This is a genomic window from Pyxidicoccus sp. M6, assembly GCF_055568925.1.
The window spans coordinates 12,702,306-12,720,796 of sequence record NZ_CM145714.1 but is presented as its reverse complement, the minus strand read 5'-3'; the positions used below and the strand labels follow the sequence as shown (position 1 = coordinate 12,720,796).

The window sequence follows — 18,491 nt, the reverse complement described above, 5'->3', positions numbered from 1 at the left end:
GAGGTGCGTACATGACAACGCTCGATGGCTTCATCGTCGAACGCTTCAGCATCTGCTTCGACGTGCTCGCCGTGGTACGGCCGGGCGAGCTGAATGCGGCGTGGCCGCTGCTCCGAAGGACGCCCCGGTGCTTCGACGAGACCGAGCTGAACCAGCGCCTCCGGCTTCACCGAGCCATCCAGGACGGGAAGCGAGTCACGCTCCTCCACCGGGTAAGCGGGTCCGAGGTCGAGGCGTTCCGAGCGGAGCTACCTGCATGGGTGGTGGAACACCAGGTCCACGAGACCACCACTGGCGGTTGCTACGGCTCGCTCTTCTGCGAGAGGCACGCGCTTTATTTCATCCTGGAGCCATGTCCTGTGTGCGGCGGGCTCGAGGCCCGCAGCGGAGCATGAGCCTTCGCGAGGTGTGTGGCAGCCCGTGCCTCGAATCGCCGCCGACGCGAGCTGCCAGGGGCCCAGGCTACTGGAGCACGCTGCACGGGAGCGTCTTGTAGACCACTGCGGACGCGGCGCCCGTTGCATCCACCGCGTAGGCCTCCACCTTGAGCGACCAGATGAGCTCGCCTTCACCGCGGACGGGAGCGCGCGGGCACCAGAAGTGTTCGGGGTTCGAGCCCTGGAACCAGCCGCTCACGTAGACGTTGCCGTTCCAGGTCTGCGTCTCCGTGGTCTGCCAGTAGTAGGTGAGCGGAGCGGTGCCGGCGCTGACGGTGTTGGTGAACGCGGTGTCCCCCGAGACGATGTCGCGGGTGAACGTCAGCGAGGACGTGAGCGGCATGTCGATGCTGCCGAACTCGGGAGCGGTGCCCTCCTCCAGCGATGGACCTCCGCACGCAGACAGCGAGACACTGGCCACGACGAGGAGCGCCTGACGGGACACGAGCTTCACCATGGTGGTTCCTCCTGAGGCACTGCGAGCACGGACTTCGGGGGCCGTCATCCTGCGAGCGGAACACATCCCCGCGCCCGATGGAACACAGCTCCGGGTCTCTCGCGGTCCTCAGTCGAGCTGACGCAGCAGGGCGTCACGCTCCTCGACGAGCTTCTTCGAGTTGATGGCCTTGCGAATCACGCGCTGCGCCTCCGTGCGCACCGCCGGGTCGGTCAGCCGGGAGAGCCACGTGGTGCGGAGCGCCTCCAGTTGCTGCCGCTGCGTGAGCCCCGCCGCCCCGAGCCACTGCTCCAACTCGAGGATGACCGCCGGCCGGACGGGCGGGGGACGCTCGATGATGACGTCCTCGGGCTTCGGCGTGTACCGGCGCGCCGCCCACTCCTCGGGAAGCGTGCCCCACTTCGCGCCGAGGGTCTGGAGGCCCTGCTGGACCTCATCAAGGTAGTCCACGTTCTTCGTATCGGCGAGCACGCCCCATTCGACGAGCTGCTCCCGCATGGCCTCGCGTCCGTCCGACTCGTCGTGGACCACCTCGCGCAGCTCCGCCTTGCCCCACACGTCGAAGTGGTGATTGTGGGAGAAGACGGCGCTCTCGACGTACGCATCGCCGAAGACGTTGGTGCCGTACTGCTCGTCCTCGCCGAACAGCCGCCGCACCCGCAGCTCTCCGAGGACGATGAGATATCCGCTCGTGTAGAGCGTCTGCGCGATGAGGTTGCCCCGGACGAAGACCAGCCCTCCGACATTCTCCAGCCATCCATCGACATGCAGGTCACCGTCGATGAACGTTGAACCCCGGAGATTCTCCAGGGCGAGCGAGGGGACACGGCCGCCCGCGAACAGACCGGCCCCGCTGTTGTTGAAGCCGTACGAGAGGACCGCGGCGTCCACGTCCATTCCAATCCGGGTGCCACAACGCTTGAAGGCGCTGAAGGGGCGGAGGTATGCGGCAGCCTCGTCGGAAGACAGCCAGCGTTGCAGGGGGAGCATTTCGTCGAATACCTCGATGGGTCTTGTCGGATGGACGCTCGATGTCGGCCGGGCTTGCACGTGGAAGCTCGGAGCCCGTCGCTCCGGGTGGCCATGGCGGGACTCCTCGTGAAGTCGAGCCCTCGACGCTTCAGGCGAGCCGGTCCCAGGTGCCGTCGTTCTTCAAGCGGAACACTCCACCTCCCTTGATGGAGCACAGCCCCAGGCCTTCCACGGAGAGGAGCATGCGGCAGGCGGTGTCCTCCAGCTCCTCATCGCTGTCATCCTCCAGCGCGGAGAGCCGCCCCTCGGGCGTCAGCTTGAACACGCGGGAGTCCGTGCTGATGAAGACCTCCCCCTGGTGCTCGCACACGTCGCGGAGGTCTTCCTTCGTGCCCGTGTCGAGCGCTTCCCATGCGCCCCGGCGCCCGCGAATCAGCGTCCCTTCCTCGCCGACGATGTAGACGAGCCCGGTATGGGTGACGGTGAGCGCGCCCAGGTACGCGCGGGTCGGTGAGTCCTCGCGGTGCCATCCCGTATGGGTGCGGACCCAGATCTCGCCCCTCCCACCCACTGCGTAGATTTCATTCGCGGAGCGGCCCGCGAGGCCGCTGAAGTGGACGACGTCCTCCTCGGGGCCGAGCCGTGGAGCGGACAGGTCGCTCCAGCTTCTATCCGCTTCGCGGCGCAGGACATCCCGCTCCATGCCGCACGCGTAGACGACGCCATCGATGGTGGCGAGGCCCGTCATCCCGATGTGCCGGGGGATGCTCGACAGCGACGCTTGCTTCCCTTGCTCCGCGAGGGACAGCTCGCACAGCTTGCCGTCCGGACCCAGCACGAGGACGCGCGAGGAGGACTCACCCGGCTGGCGCACGGCCGTCATACTGAGCGGCGTCCAGTCCGGCCGCGTCTCGTACTCGTGCCACCGGCCGTCGGTGTACACGCCGAACACGCAGTGGGGGATGTCCTGCTCCGTCCCCTGGCGCTCCTCCGCCGCGACGAAGAGTTGCCGGCTCCCGGCCGCTACGCAGCCTCCGATGAACCTGAAGGTGTATGCATCCAAGCGGAGCCACCGTAGAGGGGGGACTCCGGTCGTGCAAGCAACCTCGCCCCGGAGTTCCTCGTCGCGGGGAGATGGGCCTGGTTCCAGCTCGCCCATCCCAGACTCGCCCGGTTCCTCACTGCGCGGAAGCAGCCAGCTCCATCACATGCGCGTGCGTCGCGTCGTCCATGCGGTAGCCATCCGCCAGACGCACCACGCGCCGGGCGCGCTTCATCACTCGCGGGTCGTGCGTGGAGAAGAGGAACGTGACCTGGTGCATGCGGTTGAGCTCCTCCATCAGGTCCAGAATCTGCTCGCTCGTGACGGAGTCCAGGTTCGCGGTGGGCTCGTCCGCGAGCACGATTTGCGGCTGCGTCACCAGGGCGCGCGCGATGGCCACGCGCTGCCGCTGGCCACCGGACAGCTCATCGGGCCGGTGCTTCAGCACATGCGACAGCCCCACGTCCTTCGCGATGCTGAGGGCCCGGGCACGCAGTGAGGAGCGCGACTCGTTGCGGATGAGGCAGGGGAACTCGATGTTCTCCAGCACGTTCAGCACGGGGATGAGGTTGAACGCCTGGAAGATGAAGCCAATCTTCCGGTTGCGCAGCTCGGCGAGCTCGTTGAAGTCGCGGTCGCCAATCTCGCGCCCCTCCAGCTTGTACGAGCCATGCGTCGCCCGGTCCAGGCAGCCGATGATGTTCAGCAGCGTCGTCTTGCCCGAGCCCGAGGGCCCCATCACCACCGTGAACTCGCCTTCCTCCACGTCCAGGTCCACGCCCCGGAGCGCCTCCACGGTGGTCTTCCCCAACTGGTAGCTCTTGTGAATGTCCCGCATCTCGACGATGGCCATGGTGTTCCTCACTGAGAATGTTTCGGTGTGTCAGAAGAAGGCGCGCGCGCTCATCAGCACGCGCCAGTCGGTGGCGGAGAGCGCCAGCTCTCCGTACTCCCTGCCGCCCACCTCCACGCCGTTCAGCACGGGGAGCGGGACGTACGCTGCGGCGGTGAGCGTCAGCCAGTCGCGCGCCGACCAGGCCAGCGACGGGCTGAGCTGACCGGAGAAGTCCCCCAGGCTCAGCACCAGCGACGCGCCCGCCGTGAAGTCGTCGTGAATCTGCGGCTTGCTGTAGCTGAGGAAGAGGTAGTGCCGGCGCAGCGGGTCGAAGCTGTAGCGCTGCGGAGTCCCCGGGTCCGTGGACGTCCCGCCGCTCATCGCGCCCAGCACGCTGCCGGCCAGCGCCGGATTCAACCGGGCCAATTCGCCCGCCGCGGCCAGTGTCTCCACGTAGCGGGCGAAGCCCGCCGAGTCCAACCCGTCCGAGCGGAAGTAATACTCCGCCGACAGCATCGCGCTGTCCTCGAAGAGGTACCGCGCTCCCGCGAGCACCTGGGGCCGCAGCCTCCCGTCATGCAGACGCGGGCGCGAGGCCAGCGTCACGTTGCGCGCCGCGCAGTCCGCCAGTGCCTCCGCGCTGCCCGAGCATGCGGGCTCCAACTCGAGCCGCGTGGAGCCCGTCTGGAGCAGCGCCTCGCCGTGCACCTCCAGCCCGCCGAAGACGTGCGAGACGGACGCGCCCAGCCGGTGCTTGTGCGTGAAGGCGTCGTTGTAGAGGTGCGTGAAGGCGTAGACGAGGTTGATGTCCGTGTCCGCCACCAGGGCGTACGCGCGAGCGGCCACCGCGTAGTGGGCCTCGTCGTCGCGGTCGTCCGGCACCAGGCCCTGCTCGGCCTCGGCCGTCGGCTGGTCCGGGTAGACAAGCAGCGCGGTGGGCAGGCCCGCGTACTGCCGCAGCACCTTGGCCGCGCCCACCACCGAGAAGGTGAACCTGTCATAGGGAAGCTCCACTCGCGCCAGCCACGCGCCCGCGCGCTGGGCCGCCGGGTCCGTGGGGTCCTTGGCCGGGTTGAGGAAGTCCGTCGGGTTCTGCGCGAGGCCCGGGCCCCACACCACGCGCTTCTTTCCCACGGTGAGGCTCAGGTGCGGCGTCAGCGCCCAGTCCCCGTACAGCTCGCTGACCACGATGGAGGGGCGGTACTCGGGCATGTCCCGCTTCACGCCCTCGACCAGGTCGGCGCGCTGCCAGAAGAGGGACACGTCCGTGTTGACGAAGGCCTCGGGCGTGAAGCGCAGCTTGAGCTGGAGGTTGCCCTCGGTGAGGTTCGTCAGGGCGGGCTGGCCCTCTCCTGGCAGCATGCGCTCGGAGAGGACGCGCGCGTAGGTGAAGCGCGTGTCGAGGTAGCCCGTCGTCGTCACCTCCAGCGATGGAGAGGACTCGGCGGCGGGCGCGTCCTCGACAGGCGCCTGCGCGAGGAAGGCGGCGGTGAGCAGCGAGGGGAGCAGGGGCATCATGGCGCGCACTCGGGAGGTTCAGCGGCCCAGGTCGTCGAGCACGAAGCGCCCGTTCGGCAGCGCGTCGCGCAGCTCGAAGCGCTCGAAGGTCAGCTCGCTGAAGCGCTGGGTGACAATCATGTTGCGCATCAGCACGCGGGACGGGCGGCGCAGCCCGCTGAAGTCGCGCACGTCCATGAACTCGGCGGTGCGCAGCAGCTTGCCGCTCACCGTGTAGTACTCGCCCTTCAGCGGGACGCCGTCCGCCTTGCTCAGCCAGAGCTTGACGCGGTCATACGCGGCCTCGTCCGTCTTCGCGTGCAGCTCCAGCAGGTACGCCTGCGCGTCCTCGGAGAGGAGCTTCGCGTCGTAGTCGCGCGTGTAGTTGGTGCGCAGCACGTCCGCGTTGTTGAAGTCACCGCCCTGGAACGAGTCGCGGTTGGCAATGCGCAGCGCCCGCTTCAGGTTCGGCATGTAGACCCACGAGTTGTCCCCCACGCGGAGGATTTCCTGTCCGCGCGAGGCGGCCGGCTCCTGGAACCAGGCGCGGAAGCGGTCCGTGCCGGACTTCATCACCTTCATCCGGTACGTCCGCGTGCTGCCGTCCTCGCGGTGGGCCGTCATCACCATGACGCCCTCGAAGCTCGCGGGGCCCATGATGGCGTCGTACTGGCGGAGCAGCTCCTCCGCGGACTTCGACTCGGCGGAGGCGGCGAGGGGCAGCAGCAACAGACACAGTGAGAGTGCGAGTGACTTCATGGATGGTCTCCGGAGGGAAGGGGCCGTGCTCACAGCGAGCGCAGGGCCTCGACGGGGTGGAGGCGCGCGGCGCGCAGCGCGGGGAACACGGAGGCAACGACGGCGCCGAGCGTGGAGGTGAGGAGCACCGCCGCCAGCAGGCCCGGCGCGATGGTGGGAATGACGGTGAGCGGAGCGGTGCCGCCGGGGAGCGTGGTCTGGAAGCCGCCCTGCGCCGTGGACACGGCCACCTGCGCGAAGATGAGGCCGGCGCCGAGCGCGCCGCCCAGCAACGCCTGGAGCGTGGCCTCCAGCAGGAACAGCCCGCCCACCTGCCAGCGGCGGATGCCCATGGCCAGCATGGTGCCAATCTCGCGGGTGCGCTCCTTCACGCTCATCCACATCGCGTTGGCCACGCCGAACACGGCCAGGATGACGCACACCCCGACGATGATGGTGAGCATGGTCTGCTGGATGCGGATGCGGTCCATCACCGTCGGCCGCAGGTCCACCCAGGTGTGCACCTCGTACGCGTCGCCCAGCGCCGTGCGCAGCCGCGCCGCCACCGCGTCCACCTCGTCGCGGTCCTTCACCGCCACGACGTACTCGGTGACGCGGCCGTCCATGCGCAGCAGTCGCTGCGCCTGGGCGAGGGTGAGGTTCATCGAGCGCTTGGACTCCTGCGGGTTGAGGCTGATGACCGTGCCGACCAGGTCCAGGTCGACGGCGTTCTCCTTGCTCTTCTGCGTGGTGGCCTGCAGCACCAGCGACGCTCCGGGCTTCAAGTCCAGCGCGTTGGCCAGCTCCTGGCCCATGACGACGCCCTGGAGCACGTCGGCGCTCAGCGGGCGGCCTCGCACCTCGCGGTGGGCCAGGGGCAGCACGGCCAGCTCGCGCGTGGGGTCCACGCCCTGGCCGACGACGAGCGTGGCCCGCGAGCCGTTGGACACCTGCCCGGAGAAGGTGATGCGCGGCATGACGTCACGCACGCCGGGCACGGAGCGAAGCTTCGTCTCCAGCGCCGCGTCCTGCGGCAGGTCCAACTTCAGCGGCTGGTTCTCCTTCAGGTCGAAGTAGCCGTGGCGGTGGACCTGGATGGCGCCCACGCGGGCGTCGACGACATCGTCGATGGTGGCGTTCTGCATGCCCTTGATGCGGGCGCCGAGGAACAGGCTCACGGCGACGCCGAAGATGATGGCGCCGGTGGTGATGGCGTTCCGGGCCTTGCTGCGGGTGAGGTTGCGAACGGCGAGCGTCAGCAGGGGTGGCATGGCTTTGGGCTCCGGTGGGGCTCGGAAGGGGTTTCAGTTGCCGGCGAGCGCCTGCACGGGACGCAGACGGCTGGCGCGCCAGGCGGGGTAGAGCGAGAAGAGGGCCGCGCCAACGATGGCCACCGCCACGAGCAGGGCCAATTCACCGGGCGGAATCATGGGGTGCACCTCGATGGGCACGACGCCCTTGGCCCCGCCCGGAGCGATGGACAGGCCCTTGTTGCCCAGGTGCGTGACGACGGCGAGGCCGATGAGCGCGCCGCCAGTGCCGCCCAGCGCTCCCACCACCGCCGACTCGGCGAGGAACAGCGCGGCAATCCACGAGCGGCGCACGCCCACCGCCATCATGGTGCCAATCTCGCGAGTGCGCTCCAGCACCGTCATCAGCGAGGTATTGGCCACGCCCAGCAGCATCAGGATGAGGAACACCGTCGTCACGGTGGCGGACATGGCGTCCAGGCGGGCCATGGCGTCCCTCGCCACCGGGGCCACCTCGTCCCAGGTGTGCACCTCGTAGTCGGGGCCCAGCTCGGCGCGCAGGCGGCCGGCCACCTCGGGGGCTCGCTCGACGTCCTTCACCGACACGGCCAGCTCCGTGGCGCGGCCCTCCATTCGCAACAGGCGCTGCGCCAGCGCGAGCGACACCTGGCCGAACCGCGCCTCGCCGGGGCCGAGCGGCATCAGCGTGCCGCTCAGCTTCGCGGCCTCGGCGTTGAGCGCTCCGTCGCGGTCCGGTGCGAGCAGCACCGCCTCCTCGCCCTGGCGCACTCCCGCCGCCGAGGACAGCGACGCGGCCAGCAGCAGGTCCGTTTCTCCCTTGAACGAGGAGCCGGCCACGAGCGTCTTCTCGCGCCACGGGCACACCGCGTGCTCACGCTCCGGGTCCAGGGCCAGCGCGGTGAAGAAGAGGCTCTCGTCACCCACGCTCACCGTGCCGGAGAACTGGAGCCGCGGGGCCACGCCCGTGACGCCCTCCACGTGGCTCACTCGCGAGAGGAAGGCGTCGTCGGCGGGCACGTCCAGCGACAGCGGCGTGGAGAGGACGTTCTTCACGTAGCCGGCGTGGTGCACCTGCACCGCGCCCGTGACGGCGGAGATGAACTGGTTCACCACGCCCCGCTTCATCCCATTGACGAAGCCGTGGACGATGACGGTGATGCCCACGCCCACGATGAGGGCGGCGAGGGTGAGCGCGGTACGGCGACGGTTGCGCAGGACGTTCCTGAACGCGACGGTGAAGAGGGTCCACATGAGCGGGGTTGCTCCGGCCAGGTGTTGCGTTGGCCCGGCGCTTGAGCACGGCGCGTGCCAGGGCCTCTTCACTGGAGCCGCGGCGTGGACGGGCCGCGAGGGTGTCAGGAGAGCCGGCGAGGGGGTGCCGGATTTCCTGACAGGTGACTGGGGAGCGAGGGCTTCGTCCCTCTGGGCGCGGGGCCCTGGCCGGTGGGGCCCGGTACGTGCACCATGCGGCCCCGGAGGAACGCCTTGGACACGAGCCCCATGACCGACCCCGAGGTCGCGCTGCCCCCCGAGTTCCAGAAGCTCGTCACCCCGCGCGGGCTGATGATGATGGGGCTCTCACGCCTGGTCTTCGCGCTGGTGCTGTTCGCGTCCGTGGGCTTCGTCGCGATGAGCCACATGGTGTGGTGGCGCAAGCTCATCCTGGGGGGCGTGGCGAGCGGGCTCGGGGTGGCGCTCTTCAGCTTCTCCATGACGGTCTTCATGGCGGGGTGGCGGCCCGGCCAGCGGCACCGGATGTTGGCCGAGCGCGTGGTTCGGCACCTGCGCGAGCAGCACCCATGGGTACTTCGGCCGGACGTCATGGTGAGCGACTACTGGAGGAAGTGGCAGCCCATGCAGTTCCATGGGACCACGCACCGCCGCACGTATGGAGCGCTGAGCGTGTTCCTGCTCATGTCCGTCTGTGTCATCACCGCGTCGGGCGGAATCCTGAGCCCGATGCTGCCGCTGCTCATCGTCTACTGTCTCTTCATCGGCAGCATCACCCCGAAGCAGGCCACGCCTCCCTTCGTGGGGGCCATCCTGGCAATCGTCTGGGGGCTCGCCTGGGCGGCGACGCACCTGCGCGTCCCGGGGTACATCCCCGCCATCTTCGGAGGGGACTCGCTGGTGCCGCAGTCGAAGTCGCTGGTGTACGCGCAGGCCGCCATGTTCTCCCTCTTCATCATGTGGAGCATCTTCGGCGCCAACCGCTTCCAGGTGGTCTTCCTGAGCGCGGTACAGAAGGCGCTCGACGCGCGCGACGAGGCGCTGCAGAGCCACACCGAGCACGCGGCCACCCTCACCGCGCTGTCCGGGGAGATTGCGCACGAGCTCAAGAACCCGCTCGCGAGCGTGAAGGGACTGGCGACGCTGATTGGACGTGATTTGGAGGGCAAGCCCGCCGAGCGGCTCGCGGTGCTCCAGCGCGAGGTGGGGCGGATGGAGGAAATCCTGGAGGGCTTCCTCAACTTCTCCCGGCCGCTCCTTCCGTTGCACCAGGAGGAACAGCCGCTGCGGAACCTGTGCGACTCGGTGGTGGCGCTGCACGAGGGACTGGCGCAGGAGCGCGAGGTGAAGCTGCAGGTCGTGGAGGCGGAGGCCGTGTATGCGTGGTGTGATACGCGCAAGGTGAAGCAGGTGCTCATCAACCTCGTGCAGAACGCGCTGGACGCGAGCCCCTCGGGCTCCACCGTGGAGCTGGTGCTACTGGGTGGAAGGGAGTCGCGGGTGGAGGTGCGGGACAGGGGACCGGGGATACCCGCGTCGGTGCGCGAGCGCCTCTTCGAGCCGGGCGTCACGACGAAGGCACGCGGCTCCGGTCTGGGGCTGGCGCTGGCGCGCGGGCTGGTGCGGCAGCACGGAGGCGAGTTGACGCTGGTGGACCGTGAGGGCGGTGGGTGCGTGGCGGCGCTGACGCTGCCCGCGCGACGGCTGATGTCCGAGGCGGAACGGGAGACGGCATGAAGGCGCGAGTGTTGGTGGTCGATGACGATGATGGCGTCCGCTACACGCTGCGCGGCATGTTCGAGGACGCGGGCCTGGATGTGGAGGACGCCTCGGACGGCGTGGTGGGCCTGGAGCGGCTGAAGCGTGGCGGCATCGACCTCGTGGTGTCGGACCTGCGCATGCCGCGCATGGACGGGCTGGAGTTGCTGCGGCAGTCACGCTCGCTGGTGCCGGTGCCGAAGGTCATCCTCGTCACCGCGCATGGCTCGGAGCGGCACGCGGTGGAGGCGATGAAGCTCGGAGCGCTGGACTACTTCCGCAAGCCCTTCGTCGTGGACGAGGTGCTGGCGGTGGTGCGCCGCGCGGTGGGCGTCGTCCGGCTGGAGGCGGAGAACGAGCGGCTCCAGGGCGAGAACAACCTCCTCAAGTCGATGGTGTTCGCCTCGCCGACCATGTCGCGGCTCGCGCTGCTGATTCAGCGTGTGGCTCCGCGCGACGTGACGGTGCTCCTCACGGGAGAGAGTGGTACGGGCAAGGAGCGCGTGGCGGAGGCGCTGGTGCGGGCCTCGGCGCGCGCTGAGAAGCCCTTCGTGCGCTTCAACTGCGCGGCGCTCACGCCGGAGCTGGCGGAGGCGGAGTTGTTCGGCCACACGCGGGGCGCCTTCACCGGTGCGGTGCGTGCGCGCAACGGCCTCTTCCGTGAAGCGGACGGCGGAACGCTGTTCCTGGACGAGATTGGCGAACTGGACGCGGCCACGCAGGCGAAGTTGCTGCGCGTGCTGCAAGAGGGAGAAGTCCGGCCTGTGGGAGAGGACCGGGCGTACCGCATCGACGTGCGCATCGTCGCGGCGACGCACCGGGACCTCGCGCAGCGCGTGGCGGCGGGGTTGTTCCGCGAGGACCTGTACTACCGCCTCAAGGTGGTGCACCTGCACGTGCCGCCGCTGCGGCAGCGGCCGGAGGACATCCCCGTGCTGGCGCGGTACTTCCTCGGACGCTTCGCGGAGCGCTTCGGCACGGCGCCGGTGAGCGTCACTCCGGAGTTGCTGGCGAGGCTCGCCGCACACACGTGGCCCGGCAACGTGCGCGAGTTGGAGAACGCGCTGGAGAGCGCCGTGGCCCTGTCGCTGGATGGCACGATTGATCTGTCCCTGTTGCCCGGAGGGGCACCGGGCGGCGCGGAGCCGGCGGTGCGCGCGGGGTTGAAGGAGCGCGTGGGCGCCTACGAGCGCGGGCTCATCGTGGCGGCGCTCGAAGGCGCGAAGGGCAACCGGAGCGAGGCGGCGCGGTTGCTCGACATCAGCCGGGCGACGCTGCACGACAAGCTGCGCAAGTACGGGCTCGCTTCCGGGGAGGAGGAGGGGGACTGACTCGGGCGGAGGATGCGCGGAATGAGCGTTCCTTCCGCTGCCGAGTGCTCGCGAAGGCCGCCCGGAATGAACGTTCCTTCCGCTGCCCGGGGCCCGCGGAGGCTGTTCGCTCCGTTCCGATGGAGCGGCAGCAGCTCTCGGGAGCGCGCATCCTGGCTGCTCCTCAGAGAGCGTCGCGCGTCCACTCCTCGCGGCCGTAGCGCTCGGTGACGAGCGCCTCCGCTCGGGCTCGCACATGCGGCGCGATGGAGACGGAGCTCCACTTCGCCCCGAGGCTCTCGGTGAAGCCCTGCTTCAGTGCCTCCGCCGCCTCGCCGTGAGTCACCTCGCGGCCGGCGGCTTCCTTCAGGTCCATCATCGCCGTGCGCAGTCGCTCCGGCTCCAAGTGGAAGAGGCGGCCATGCAGCGCGTAGTCCGTCACCAGCGGCAGCGCGCCGTGCTGCATGAAGGCGCCTCGCTGACGCCGCTGCGCGCTGCCCACGAGCTTGCGCCCGTGGACCTTCAGTTCCTTGAGGGCCGGCGTGAGGAAGCACGCGCCGGTGGCCGGGTTGCGCTCGGGGCGCGAGGGCTCCAGGTCGGCGCGGACGCCGAAGTGGCTCGCGAGCCCGGCGGCGATGGCCTCCGACAGCAGCGTGTAGTTCTGCTCGATGCTGTCGGTGAACGGGTCGCCCACGCGGGCGATGAAGCTGTACGTGAGCTCACCGTGGTGCAGCACGCCCGAGCCGCCCGTCACCCGGCGCACCACGTCCAGTCCCTGCTCCTTCGCGGCGGCGGCGTTGACGCTCTCGTACGACTGCGTGCGCCCGAGGCTGAGGCAGCCCGGGGTGAAGACATACAGGCGCAGGGTGGGGACGAAGTCCGGCCGAGCGCACGCGTCTTCCAGCAACGCCTCGTCGAGCGCCATCTGCCAGGAGCCCGGCTCTCTCTCCAGGGGCTCGATGACATTCCACGAGCGGACGGTTTCGGACGGTGACATGGCGGCATCCTCTCCCTTCCGTCCGATAACGCAACGGCGGGGTGCGCGCCGCGCTTCCGGAGGAGATTAGAACTCGGCGTTGGGGTCGTACTCGCTGGCGTCGGGCTGTGCTTCAGGGCGTGCGCGCTCGAAGGCGGGTAGCGACTCGCAGCGTCTCGAAGGGCAGGCCCTTCCAGTGGAGCGCGATGCGGACGCGGTAGGCCGCGGTGGAGCGGTAGTAGCTGTGCAGGCGCATGGCGCGGTGAGGCCTACCACGCGGTGCACTCACAGCGCCGCGGCGAACCTCGCGGCGATGGGAGCGGCGACGCGGCCTCCCACGCCTCCTCCCTCGACGAGGACGGCGAAGGCAATGCCGTTGCGGAAGCCGATGAACCACGCGTGCGTGGGCAGCGGCGGCAGGGTGCCGAACTCCGCTGTGCCCGTCTTGCCGGCCAGCTCCGGCACATTCACGCCGGCCCGGCCCGTGCCCTCGGTGACGACCGCACGCATCAGCACATGCAGCGCGCCTCGGGTGCCGTCTTCGAGCGAAGCACTCGGCCCGTCGTCCAAATCCGTGACGAGGTACGGCGCGCGCCACTTGCCCGACTCGGCCGCCGCCGCGACGGAGGCCAGGTGCAGCGGCGTGGCCAGCACCCGCCCCTGGCCGATGGCGGAGGCCGCGAGCTCCACCGCATCGCGAGGCGCGGGGAACGTGCCGCCGGAGGTGGGAAGCCCCGGGTGATATTCCACATTGAAGCCGAAGCGCCGGGCCGCTTCACCGAGCGCCTCGGCTCCGAGATTCGCGGACATCAACACGAAGGCCGTGTTGCACGAATGCGCGAAGGCCCCGCGCAGCGTGGTGCCCCCGAGCGACTCGTCCTCGAAGTTGCGGAAGGACTTTCCCATCACCGCCACCGCGGGAGGGCAGGCCACTGGCGCATTCACGTCCACGCCCTTCGCGAGCAGTGCCTCCGCGGTGACGACCTTGAACGTGGAGCCGGGCGGGTAGCGGCCGGTGAGCGCGCGGTGCAGCGGCTGCGAGAGTGGACGGCTCGCCATGGCGAGGACCGCTCCCGTCTCGCTGTCCACCGCGACGAGCGCGGCGGGCTGCGCCACACCGTCGAGCGCGGCCTCCGCGGCCTTCTGCAGGTTCGGCCGGAGCGTGGTGGTCAGCGGCGTGCCCGGCTTCCCCTCGAAGCGGAAGAGGACCTTTGTCTCGCCCGACGCGCGCGTGAGGACCACCTCGCCCGAAGGTGTGCCCGCGAGCTGCGGTTCGAAGGCGCGCTCCAGTCCGGACAGGCCCACGATGTCTCCCGGCAGGTACAGCGGGCCCAGTTGCGACAGCAGCTCGGCCGTCACTTCACCCACGCGGCCGAGGGTGTGCGACGCGAAGCCCTCCGAGGGAGACAGCCGCGCCAGCTTCTTGCGGAAGAAGATGCCCGGCACGGGCGCCAGCGCGGGACGCACGAGCTGGTAGCGCTCCGGGCGCACGTCGATGACCGGCACGATGCGCTCTGCCGTGCCCGCCGCGTTCAACAACTTCTCCACACGCGCCGGGTCCACTTCGAGCTGCGTCTGGAGCGCGAAGGTGACGTCCGCGCGGTTGCGCACTCGCGACGGGTCCACGCCGATGGTGATGACCTCTCCGACGTGGGTGAGCGGCTCGCCATTCGCGTCCAGCAGCGGAGCCCGCTCCAACCACGTCCGGGTGCGCGAGAAACGGTCGCCCTCGCGCGCCTCCGGGTGGAGCACGGCGGGACTCCACCGCACGTGCCAGCGTCCCTCGCGGCGCACGAAGGGCAGCGTGCCCTCCATTTCCCACTCACCCAGCCCGCGCAGCATGTGGAACACGCGGAAGCGGGCCGTGGCGCTCTCGCCGTCGCGCTCGACGCGGCCGAGCTCGAAGCGTGAGGAGACGATGCGCAGCCCGTCGCGGAAGCGCTGGTGCTGTTCCTCGAAGCTCGCTGGCGGGCCGGCCACCGCGCGCTTCATGGCGGTCAGGTCATTCGCGGCCCACGCGCTCAGGTACGCCTCGGCCTCGTCCACCGGCCCGTCCGACGGCCTGCCGCGCACGGACGCGCAGGCCGACAGGAACAGGGACAGCGCGACGGCGACACCCACCCTCCACACTCGCCAGGTCATGGCGGCGCACTCTGCTGTGCGTCAGGCGCGGCGTCACGAACAAGGACGCCACGCCGTGGAGCGTCGGCACACTCGGTGTGACTCTCCGGCGCGGAGGTGCACATGGAGTCATGGAAGCGCTCCGTGGAGAAGGTCCTCGCCGCCGGAGGCTCCGTCGTCCGGAGCGTCAGGACGACCTCACCTGAGGCAACCCGAGGCACTCCATCGCCATGCGGGCCACCCGGCGGAGCGCGGTGCGGCCCGTCCCGGCCGTGGCCTGCACCGCCATTCCCTGCACCACCGTCATCAGGAAGCGCGCCAGCTCCGTGGGGGACGCGTCCGGTGGCAGCTCTCCCGCGGCGCGGGCCTGCTCGAGCCTCCGCGCCAGGACCACCTCCGCCGCCCGCCTGAACTTCAGCGTCTCCTGCCGGACGGGCTCGCTCGCCTCTCCGCACGCAATGGCCGCGTTGATGCCCAGGCAGCCCGCGGGCTGGTGCGGCGTGGTGTGCAGGTCCGCGTAGCCGAGCAGCAGCCGCTCGATGGCCTCTCGCGCCGTCGGGGCCTTCAGCGCCTCGTAGGCGAAGCCCAGGTGCTTCTGTTCGTACCGCTCCAGTACCCGGTGGAACAGCCCCTCCTTGCTGCCGAACGTGGTGTACAGCGTGGGCCGGGTAATCCCCATCGCCTCCGTCAGGTCCGTCAGCGAGGCCCCCTCGTAGCCGCGCCGCCAGAAGACGTCGAGCGCCGCATCCACCACCTGCTCCTCGTCGAATTCGCGTGGACGACCCATGCCCTCACCCAGGTTTCATACTGATTGGTCGGAAATCGCCTTGCACGCGCGAATCGAGATTCTTACCAATCGGTAGGTTACTCGGCGCGAGGAGCGGATTCCATGGGCAGTGCTGGCGGCACGGACGACAGGCTGAAGGCGGTGGAGACGTACTTCCGGAAGGTGGACGCGAGGGACCCCAGCCTCTTCGACCTCTTCACCGAGGACGTGCAGTTCTTCTTCCCGAAGTACGGCCTCGTGCGGGGCAAGGCGGCCATCGCCCGCTTCGGTCAGCTTCTGCAATCAGACCTGGCGAGCATCGAGCACGACATCGACGCCTTCAACTACATCGTCGCCGGGGATTACGTCGTGGTGGAGGGCACGGAGCACGGTGTCACGCGCCAGGGCGTGCGCTGGCCGGACGGCGTCGTGTCCCAGGGACGCTTCTGCAACGTCTTCCAGTTCGAGGGGGCGCTCATGAGCCGTGTCTTCGTCTACGTCGACCCGGACTTCACGAGCACCCACCACGAGCGCATCCGCCTGCTCCGCGGCGAGCCTGGTTCGGCGTGAGTCGGGGCTGAACGCACGAAGGGCTCGTGGGCACGTGTGGCCCGCGAGCCCTGTGTCACCGCGCTAGTTCGGAGACCAGCAGCGGAAGCTCTTCGTCACCTCGTTCGATACGTAGGTGTTCGCGTCGACGACGCGGAAGCGGATGTACTTCGTCCAGTACGTCCCATACGTGTAGAGGCCGAACTGGCAGTAGTCGTTGTACGTGGTGCCGCCGGCGTACCAGTAGGGGCTCGTCGGGCCGCTCCCGAAGTCATCCACCACCTGCCATTGGTACGTGTACGGCGTCACCCCGTTGGCGCCGCTGCCGGCGCAGGAGACGTTCGTCCCGGACTTCGTACAGTTCATCGTCGCCGACGGCGGGATGATGTCGAAGGCGGCGACGGTGCCGCCCTCCTGCTCCTGCTTCGGCTCCTCACCGGGAAGCGGCTCGCCACAGGCTCCGAGCACGGCCGCCGCCGACACGAGCACGGCTCCGAGCTGAAGGTGCTTCACGACACGCAGGATGGACATGGTTGTTCCTCCGGATGCGGGTTGAGCAGCACTCTCAGTATCTCCGAGTTGCAGATGAAATTGAACTGCCGGTGAAGACAGGTCCACTGGTGGCTGAGGCACGCGACCGGGTTGCCCTCGATGCCCATGTCGAGGCACCCGTAGTAGACGGTCATCGCATGCTCCCTCTCCTCCTGGCCGCCGCGACCTGCGCGACGACCGACGTCTCGGCCCTGCTCCAGGCCCACCGCGCCGCGGTGCAGGCGCCGGCGCAACGAGCAACGCGCGTCTCGCGGTACAGCTATTCGGGCGAGGGTCTCCAGGGTGACCTCGTGAGCACGGTGGACGAGACGTCCGGCGCCTTCATCCACGAGGTGAACGCCGGCATCGTGCATACAGCAATGGGCTTCGATGGCCGTCGCGCCTGGCGTCGAGACCTCTCCGGGTTCGTCACTCCGCAGGACGGCGGCGACAAGCCCGCCCTGGCCGTCAATGAGGCCTATCGGGCCGCCAACCTGTGGTGGGGGTCCGACCGCGACGGCGCGCGCATCGAGCCTCTCGGCTGTGAGGGGCTCCGGGTGACGCCGCGAGGCGGGTCCGCCTTCGAAGCCTGGTTCGACCCGGCCACGCACCTGCTGACCCGGGTTCGTGAAGCGCGGAGCTTCGGCTCCGTCACCGAGACGCACTACTCGGATTACCGGCGCATCGAAGGGCGGCTCGTCCCCGGACGGATGAAGGTCATCACCAACGACGACCCTTCAGAGCCTCAGGTGCTGGAGCTGGTCTCCCTGGAGGTGAGGGCCCGCGCGCCGCGCACGCTGTTCGCGCTGCCCAGGCCCGGCGCGCGAGATTGGGCGCTTCCCGCCTCGGGGCGGACGACCGTGCCGTTCCAGTTGCTCAACAACCACATCATCGTCCCGGTGCGGGTGAACGGGGGAGCGCCAACGCCCTTCCTGCTCGATACCGGCGGCCACGACATCCTGACACCGGCGACGGTGAAGGCTCTCGGCCTGAAGGTGGCGGGCGCGAGCTCCGCGAGCGGGGGCGGCGAGGCGACGAACACCTCCGGCTATGTGCGGCTCGAGAAGCTGCAGGTCGGCGAAGCCTCCATGGGCCCGGAGAGCGCCCTGGCCCTCGACTTCAGTCCCCCGGACGTCGAGGGCATCGCTCTCGGCGGAATGCTCGGAGCCGGGTTTCTCGAGCGGTTCGTGGTGCGCATCGACTACGGCGCGCGGACTGTCACCTTCATCGACCCCGCGCGGTTCACCGCGAAGGAGCGCGCCGCGGCGGGCGTCGGCGTGCCGTTCACCTTCTACGAACACCTTCCCCAGGTGCAGGGAACCCTGGACGGCCGGCCCGCTCGCTTCAACATCGATACCGGCTCGCGCAGTGATGTGAACGTCACCTCGCCCTTCGTTGAACGCGCCGCGCTCCGAACCGCCTATCCGCACGGAGTCACGGTGACCGAGGGCTGGGGCGCGGGCGGTCCCTCGCGCGCCTATGTGGTCCGGCTCGGTGAGCTCACGCTCGGCAAGGTCCGCGTCGTGCGGCCGCTCGCCAGCCTCAGCAGCGCGAAGCGCGGCGCCTTCAGTGATGCTGCGTACGATGGCAACGTCGGAAGCGGTCTGCTCAAGCGCTTCGTGGCGACCTTCGATTATCCGCGACAGGTCCTCTACCTCGCGCCGCTGGCTCAGCCCGATGCGGATGCCAGCCGCTTCGACAGGGCTGGCGTATGGCTGAACCAGGCCGACGGAGGCGTGCAGGTCATGGACGTCGCGCCGGGCAGCCCGGCCGAAGAGGCCGGCCTGAAGGTCGGTGACCTCATCACGCGGCTCGACGGTCAGCCGGTCTCCGCTCAGTCGCTGTCGGACGTCCGTCGCTCGCTGAAGCTGCTGCCGGTGGGCGTTGCTGTCCGCATCGACTTCACGCGAGCCGGCGTGCCGAAGACGGCTCAAGTCGTTCCTCGCGACCTCATCCCCGATTGAGTGCGCTCCGGGCCGTGGAAGCCCACACTCGGGGCGC

Annotated in this window: 18 protein-coding genes; 5 read left to right on the top strand and 13 right to left on the bottom strand. The window is 69.4% G+C overall.

Features of this window, described 5'->3' with window-relative positions; translation table 11 throughout:
- Positions 1–11: 11 nt before the first annotated feature.
- Complete coding sequence (locus tag ACVTJA_RS50245; RefSeq protein ID WP_465831762.1) at positions 12–395, top strand: hypothetical protein; 384 nt, start codon at positions 12–14, stop codon at positions 393–395.
- Positions 396–462: 67 nt separating this feature from the next.
- On the opposite strand, the gene ACVTJA_RS50240 is transcribed toward ACVTJA_RS50245, so the two are convergent.
- The 8 genes from ACVTJA_RS50240 to ACVTJA_RS50205 form a co-directional block, all read right to left on the bottom strand.
- Positions 463–894: a hypothetical protein gene (locus ACVTJA_RS50240; RefSeq protein ID WP_465831760.1), complete on the bottom strand. Its 432-nt coding sequence runs from the start codon at positions 892–894 to the stop codon at positions 463–465.
- 108 nt (positions 895–1,002) lie between these two features.
- Positions 1,003–1,884, bottom strand: a complete 882-nt coding sequence (locus ACVTJA_RS50235) for a hypothetical protein (RefSeq protein WP_465831759.1) — start codon at positions 1,882–1,884, stop codon at positions 1,003–1,005.
- 130 nt (positions 1,885–2,014) lie between these two features.
- Positions 2,015–2,929 carry a beta propeller repeat protein gene (locus tag ACVTJA_RS50230; RefSeq protein ID WP_465831758.1) on the bottom strand — a complete coding sequence of 305 codons (915 nt, stop codon included), beginning with the start codon at positions 2,927–2,929 and terminating at the stop codon, positions 2,015–2,017.
- A gap of 115 nt (positions 2,930–3,044) precedes the next feature.
- Complete coding sequence (locus tag ACVTJA_RS50225; protein ID WP_465831756.1) at positions 3,045–3,761, bottom strand: ABC transporter ATP-binding protein; 717 nt, start codon at positions 3,759–3,761, stop codon at positions 3,045–3,047.
- A 30-nt stretch (positions 3,762–3,791) separates the two neighbouring features.
- Entirely contained in the window at positions 3,792–5,261 is a 1,470-nt protein-coding gene (locus ACVTJA_RS50220) for a hypothetical protein (protein ID WP_465831755.1), read from the bottom strand.
- Positions 5,262–5,279: 18 nt separating this feature from the next.
- A complete protein-coding gene (locus tag ACVTJA_RS50215; protein ID WP_465831754.1) occupies positions 5,280–5,999 on the bottom strand; it encodes an outer membrane lipoprotein-sorting protein in 720 nt (239 codons plus the stop codon).
- Positions 6,000–6,028: 29 nt separating this feature from the next.
- Positions 6,029–7,249 carry an ABC transporter permease gene (locus ACVTJA_RS50210; protein ID WP_465831752.1) on the bottom strand — a complete coding sequence of 407 codons (1,221 nt, stop codon included), beginning with the start codon at positions 7,247–7,249 and terminating at the stop codon, positions 6,029–6,031.
- Between the two features lie 33 nt (positions 7,250–7,282).
- Complete coding sequence (locus ACVTJA_RS50205; RefSeq protein WP_465831751.1) at positions 7,283–8,500, bottom strand: ABC transporter permease; 1,218 nt, start codon at positions 8,498–8,500, stop codon at positions 7,283–7,285.
- Between the two features lie 249 nt (positions 8,501–8,749).
- Between ACVTJA_RS50205 and ACVTJA_RS50200 the strand changes: the two genes are divergently transcribed.
- Positions 8,750–10,216, top strand: coding sequence for a sensor histidine kinase (locus ACVTJA_RS50200; protein ID WP_465831749.1), 1,467 nt, complete (start codon positions 8,750–8,752; stop codon positions 10,214–10,216).
- Positions 10,213–11,568, top strand: coding sequence for a sigma-54-dependent transcriptional regulator (locus tag ACVTJA_RS50195; RefSeq protein WP_465831747.1), 1,356 nt, complete (start codon positions 10,213–10,215; stop codon positions 11,566–11,568). The genes ACVTJA_RS50200 and ACVTJA_RS50195 overlap by 4 nt, the downstream gene beginning before the upstream one ends.
- A gap of 163 nt (positions 11,569–11,731) precedes the next feature.
- Here ACVTJA_RS50195 and ACVTJA_RS50190 read toward each other — a convergent pair whose 3' ends face one another.
- The 4 genes from ACVTJA_RS50190 to ACVTJA_RS50175 form a co-directional block, all read right to left on the bottom strand.
- The gene (locus ACVTJA_RS50190) at positions 11,732–12,544 is read right to left on the bottom strand and encodes a lipoate--protein ligase family protein (protein ID WP_465831745.1); all 813 of its coding nucleotides are present in this window, start codon (positions 12,542–12,544) and stop codon (positions 11,732–11,734) included.
- Positions 12,545–12,656: 112 nt separating this feature from the next.
- Positions 12,657–12,779, bottom strand: coding sequence for a glutathione S-transferase N-terminal domain-containing protein (locus ACVTJA_RS50185; RefSeq protein ID WP_465831744.1), 123 nt, complete (start codon positions 12,777–12,779; stop codon positions 12,657–12,659).
- A gap of 29 nt (positions 12,780–12,808) precedes the next feature.
- Entirely contained in the window at positions 12,809–14,665 is a 1,857-nt protein-coding gene (locus ACVTJA_RS50180; protein ID WP_465831742.1) for a penicillin-binding transpeptidase domain-containing protein, read from the bottom strand.
- 166 nt (positions 14,666–14,831) lie between these two features.
- On the bottom strand, positions 14,832–15,431 hold the full coding sequence (locus ACVTJA_RS50175) for a TetR/AcrR family transcriptional regulator (RefSeq protein ID WP_465831740.1): 600 nt from the start codon (positions 15,429–15,431) through the stop codon (positions 14,832–14,834).
- A 102-nt stretch (positions 15,432–15,533) separates the two neighbouring features.
- On the opposite strand from ACVTJA_RS50175, the gene ACVTJA_RS50170 reads away from it, so the two are divergent.
- A complete protein-coding gene (locus tag ACVTJA_RS50170) occupies positions 15,534–15,980 on the top strand; it encodes a nuclear transport factor 2 family protein (protein ID WP_465831739.1) in 447 nt (148 codons plus the stop codon).
- Positions 15,981–16,043: 63 nt separating this feature from the next.
- On the opposite strand, the gene ACVTJA_RS50165 is transcribed toward ACVTJA_RS50170, so the two are convergent.
- Positions 16,044–16,490: a hypothetical protein gene (locus ACVTJA_RS50165; RefSeq protein WP_465831738.1), complete on the bottom strand. Its 447-nt coding sequence runs from the start codon at positions 16,488–16,490 to the stop codon at positions 16,044–16,046.
- Positions 16,491–16,492: 2 nt separating this feature from the next.
- Between ACVTJA_RS50165 and ACVTJA_RS50160 the strand changes: the two genes are divergently transcribed.
- Positions 16,493–18,454: an aspartyl protease family protein gene (locus ACVTJA_RS50160; RefSeq protein WP_465831737.1), complete on the top strand. Its 1,962-nt coding sequence runs from the start codon at positions 16,493–16,495 to the stop codon at positions 18,452–18,454.
- Positions 18,455–18,491 lie beyond the last annotated feature (37 nt).

Coding starts and splice junctions, on each gene's coding strand:
- ACVTJA_RS50245 (WP_465831762.1), top strand. CDS start 12: ATGACAACGCTCGATGGCTTCATCGTCGAACGCTTCAGCATCTGCTTC.
- ACVTJA_RS50240 (WP_465831760.1), bottom strand. CDS start 894: ATGGTGAAGCTCGTGTCCCGTCAGGCGCTCCTCGTCGTGGCCAGTGTC.
- ACVTJA_RS50235 (WP_465831759.1), bottom strand. CDS start 1,884: ATGCTCCCCCTGCAACGCTGGCTGTCTTCCGACGAGGCTGCCGCATAC.
- ACVTJA_RS50225 (WP_465831756.1), bottom strand. CDS start 3,761: ATGGCCATCGTCGAGATGCGGGACATTCACAAGAGCTACCAGTTGGGG.
- ACVTJA_RS50220 (WP_465831755.1), bottom strand. CDS start 5,261: ATGATGCCCCTGCTCCCCTCGCTGCTCACCGCCGCCTTCCTCGCGCAG.
- ACVTJA_RS50215 (WP_465831754.1), bottom strand. CDS start 5,999: ATGAAGTCACTCGCACTCTCACTGTGTCTGTTGCTGCTGCCCCTCGCC.
- ACVTJA_RS50210 (WP_465831752.1), bottom strand. CDS start 7,249: ATGCCACCCCTGCTGACGCTCGCCGTTCGCAACCTCACCCGCAGCAAG.
- ACVTJA_RS50205 (WP_465831751.1), bottom strand. CDS start 8,500: ATGTGGACCCTCTTCACCGTCGCGTTCAGGAACGTCCTGCGCAACCGT.
- ACVTJA_RS50200 (WP_465831749.1), top strand. CDS start 8,750: ATGACCGACCCCGAGGTCGCGCTGCCCCCCGAGTTCCAGAAGCTCGTC.
- ACVTJA_RS50195 (WP_465831747.1), top strand. CDS start 10,213: ATGAAGGCGCGAGTGTTGGTGGTCGATGACGATGATGGCGTCCGCTAC.
- ACVTJA_RS50190 (WP_465831745.1), bottom strand. CDS start 12,544: ATGTCACCGTCCGAAACCGTCCGCTCGTGGAATGTCATCGAGCCCCTG.
- ACVTJA_RS50185 (WP_465831744.1), bottom strand. CDS start 12,779: ATGCGCCTGCACAGCTACTACCGCTCCACCGCGGCCTACCGCGTCCGC.
- ACVTJA_RS50180 (WP_465831742.1), bottom strand. CDS start 14,665: ATGACCTGGCGAGTGTGGAGGGTGGGTGTCGCCGTCGCGCTGTCCCTG.
- ACVTJA_RS50175 (WP_465831740.1), bottom strand. CDS start 15,431: ATGGGTCGTCCACGCGAATTCGACGAGGAGCAGGTGGTGGATGCGGCG.
- ACVTJA_RS50170 (WP_465831739.1), top strand. CDS start 15,534: ATGGGCAGTGCTGGCGGCACGGACGACAGGCTGAAGGCGGTGGAGACG.
- ACVTJA_RS50165 (WP_465831738.1), bottom strand. CDS start 16,490: ATGTCCATCCTGCGTGTCGTGAAGCACCTTCAGCTCGGAGCCGTGCTC.